Here is a 3,574-nt window from a genome sequence, read left to right on the forward strand (position 1 = left end):
CAGGCCGCACTGGCCGACTGCGCCGAGTCGCTCAAGCACGAGCAAAATGCAGCAGCCTATGACGGGCGCGGCTTTGTCTATTTGAAGCTCGGAGAATGGGACCTGGCGATTTCCGATTACACGGCAGCGCTGCGCCTCGATCCGAAATTGGCAACCGCGCTATACGGCCGCGGGCTGGCCCATTCCAGAAAGGGCTTGGCCGAGCAGGCGTCACAGGATCATGCGGCCGCCCAGAACCTGGCGCCGGATATCGCGGATGTGTTCGCCCGCGCCGGCTTCAAGTAGCGGCATCTGATCGGCGTTGCCTCGTATGGCCGGAGCCGCAGCTCCGGCCAAAATCATTCAGAACAGATCGTTCAGAACACGCCTTGCGGCGGCAGCCCGAGTTGCTGCGTGCCGTACAGGGCAGAGAGCGTATCCCAATCCAGACTGGCATGCAGTGCAGCCGTGTTGGCATCGCGCCAGAAGCGCTGGACCTTGTTCTTTTCGTCGGCCGCCTGTGCGCCCGACTTCTGGAAGATCTCGTTGACGACATCGGAGGACGTGCGCCCGGCAAAGCCGTGATTGCGCCGGATTCGCACGCGCTGCTCGATCTCGAGGGTGCCACCGGAGAGGATGACGTCCTGGCCTTCCTTCAGGCTCGTCGCCATCAGGGTGCGGGCGGCATCGATCTGCGCCGAGGCACGGCCGATCAGGCTCTGGATCAGGGGCTGTTCGGCGACCTTCTCGAACACGCCCGGCCGCGCCATGCGCTTGGCATCCCGCGCGGTCTCGGTGAAGGCGTCGAGCGCGCCCTGCGCCATGCCGACGATGGGTGAGACGAGGGCGGTCGGGCCGAAGGTCGGATAGCCGAAGCGCGCCGGCGTGTTATCCGGCACCTGAAGGCCAGGCACCTTGCCGGCGAAGACGAGCGGGAGCGGCAGGACGCGGTGACCAGGCACGAAGATCGCGTCCTTGATATGAACGGTTTTCGATCCGGTGCCCTGCAAGCCGGCAACATTCCAGCTGTCGTGATCAACCACGACATCGCGCACCGGCACGAGACACCATGCCGGCGTTGGCGGTCCGTCCTTGCCCGGAAGCAAGGCCGCAAGGATAAGCCATGCGGCGCTGTCGATGCCGCTCGCCCACGGCCAGGTGCCGGCGAGCTTGATGCCGCCGTCCACCACCTCGACCTTCGGTGAGGGCAGGTAAGCGACCGACAGCAGATTCTCGGGATTGTCCCAGACTTCCTGCTGCGCCTCGAGCGGGAAGAAGGCGGTCTTCCAGCCGAAGCAGACCGCGAGCGTTCCACACCATCCGGTCGAGCCGCAGGCGCGTCCGAGTTCGAAGCCGATTTGCGCGAGTTCGGCGGGCCCGTATTCGTAACCGCCGAAGCGCTTCGGCTGCATCACGCGAAACACATTCGCATCGCGCAGCGCGTCCATGGTCTCGGCGGGAACGCGCTTTGCTTTTTCCGCACTCAATGCTCGCGCACTGATGTCGGGTGCGAGTTTTCGAATCCTCGCGATGATGTCGGTGAATTCCGGCCGCGCCGCCAGCGTGTGAACGGCTGCGGAGCGTTTCGCTTCCTGCTGCATCCCGCTTCCTCCCTGTGAAAGCGTAACGTTCGTTACGGTACGTATACTGCACGTGCGGGAGGATTTTGACAATGGAGATTCGCGCGTGCTGTGCCGCGCTCAATCGTTGCAAGCGCAACTGATCGGCGTTGGCCAACTAACGATCTGTTTCTGCTTTGAAATGAATCGCGGCGGAGGATCGCAGCGCCGCGATCATGCTTGTGCTTACGGGGCTGACTTCCTTGTTTGCGAGCCTTTGCCGCGGGTCGCACAACCGCCAAGAAAGACCGAAACCGCGAGTTCGACGGTCTGGTCGATACGCTTCGCACGATCCTTCTGGGTCGAGGCGGAGGTCAGCCAGCTGAGGATCTGTTCGCCAATCAGCATGTCGTGAAACAGGATCGCGAGGCGGCGAGGGTCATGGTCCGCACGGATGTTGCCGCTCTTCTGATGGTGCTCGATCCATTCCGCGAAGATGCGATACACCGTCTCGGGTCCTGTTTGATAGAACAGGCGCCCAGCCGTCGGAAAGTCGCGGCCGATCGACGTGACCAGGCGATGGAAGGATATGATCTGCGGCGTGAGCACGGTCGAGACGAAGGAATGCGCAATGCGCGTTGCCTGCTCCTCCAGCGTGCCGATCGGCCGGGTGTCGATGTGGATCGTGACATCTGCGCAGAGCTGTTGAACGACCGCTTCGAACAGCTTCGCCTTGTTCCCGAAGTTGGAATAGATCGTTTCCTTTGAGCCGCCGACGACCGCGATGATCTCGTTGATCGAGACGCTTTCGTAGCCGCGCTCGAGAAACAGCTTTGCGGCTGACCGTACGATCTTCTCGCGTTTGACGGCAGTGCGCTGGCGCCTTCCGCCGCCCGCGGCATCGCTGTCGGAGCTTGCAGCCGCTTTCGCCGATTTCTTTAGCGATTCCATTGTCCAAGCTATGCCAAGGAATTGTATTTGGAGCCAGACCCAAACTTTTGGCTGGCAGCATCTGGAGTTTTGCCGTAACGTCCGGTACGGTACGACCTGAAGTCAAGCCACGACGCGAAAAGTCAGGGCATCGGAAACAAGATGCCGCGGTGGGAGGAAGAGCGGAATGACCTGGATCAAGCCGATATCCGATTGTCGTCATGGCGCCGACCCGCTGCGGTTCCGGGCCTTGCAAGGCCGAGAGGCCGGCAGCGCTCGTCCTTGGTAATAGCCGTCCGGTCCGGCCGGTCTTCATTGCCAAGCCATTATCAGCCAAGCCACGAGGTACGACAATGATCGAAGTCTCGAAGCGAATTCCGGTCAACGAGCCCGGCCAACCGGTCCTGACACGTAGCGACGTCTGGAAGGGTCTGGTGATGAAAGCGGACAATGCGTTGCCGTTCGTCCCGGCCATGACCCACTGCAAGGTCCTCAACCGGGAAAGCGACAGGGTATTTGTCCGCGAAATCGAGTTTCGCGGCGAGCGGTGCCGCGAGCGCATCACGCTGACGCCGGAGCGTCAGGTCGAATTCGTGCGGCTGGACGGCTCCGTTCTCGGAACTATCCTCAATCTGATCGAGGAAGATGAAAGCGGGCTGGGACTGCGATTCAGTTTCAAGCTGAAGCTTGCAGGCGTGCCGGATGGAAGCCCGGAGGAGGTCGAGTACGGCAAGGTGGTCGAGAAGGACTATCTCAAGGCGGTCGATGCGACTCTCGCCGCGATCCGCAAGATGAAGAGCGACCGCAATGCTCTCATCAAGCGCTATTACGACGCGGTCGATGCGATGGATCTCGAGACCTTCAAGTCGATGCACAGCCCAAATGCCAAGGTGACCTTCGGCAATTTCCCAGCCGCCGAGGGGCCCGACCAGATCGCCGGCGCCATCGGGCAGTTCTGGTCAACTATCCGCGGCCTGAAGCACGAGTTCATCAACCGGTGGGACCATGCAGGGGAATCGATCCTCGAAGTCGCGGTGACCTATACGCGCCAGGATGGTCAGTCGGTGACGCTACCCTGCGTCACCATCCTGAAGCCGGATGGCGAC

4 protein-coding genes are annotated in these 3,574 nt (G+C 61.8%); 2 read left to right on the forward strand and 2 right to left on the reverse strand.

All coding sequences use genetic code 11. The annotated features are described in order from the left end of the window. Nucleotides 1–285 (forward strand): tetratricopeptide repeat protein (locus VNZ93_RS24300; protein WP_325711640.1); only part of this gene is annotated, 285 nt, incomplete at its 5' end. Between the two features lie 71 nt (nucleotides 286–356). On the opposite strand, the gene VNZ93_RS24305 is transcribed toward VNZ93_RS24300, so the two are convergent. Then, a complete protein-coding gene (locus VNZ93_RS24305; protein WP_325711643.1) occupies nucleotides 357–1,580 on the reverse strand; it encodes an acyl-CoA dehydrogenase family protein in 1,224 nt (407 codons plus the stop codon). 204 nt (nucleotides 1,581–1,784) lie between these two features. Then, complete coding sequence (locus VNZ93_RS24310) at nucleotides 1,785–2,489, reverse strand: TetR/AcrR family transcriptional regulator (protein WP_325711646.1); 705 nt, start codon at nucleotides 2,487–2,489, stop codon at nucleotides 1,785–1,787. 332 nt (nucleotides 2,490–2,821) lie between these two features. Between VNZ93_RS24310 and VNZ93_RS24315 the strand changes: the two genes are divergently transcribed. Beyond that, the coding region (locus VNZ93_RS24315; RefSeq protein WP_325711647.1) for an AtaL-like protein at nucleotides 2,822–3,574 on the forward strand (753 nt) is incomplete at its 3' end.

Origin of the sequence: Pseudorhodoplanes sp., assembly GCF_035565795.1 — a bacterium.
Lineage (GTDB): Bacteria > Pseudomonadota > Alphaproteobacteria > Rhizobiales > Xanthobacteraceae > Pseudorhodoplanes.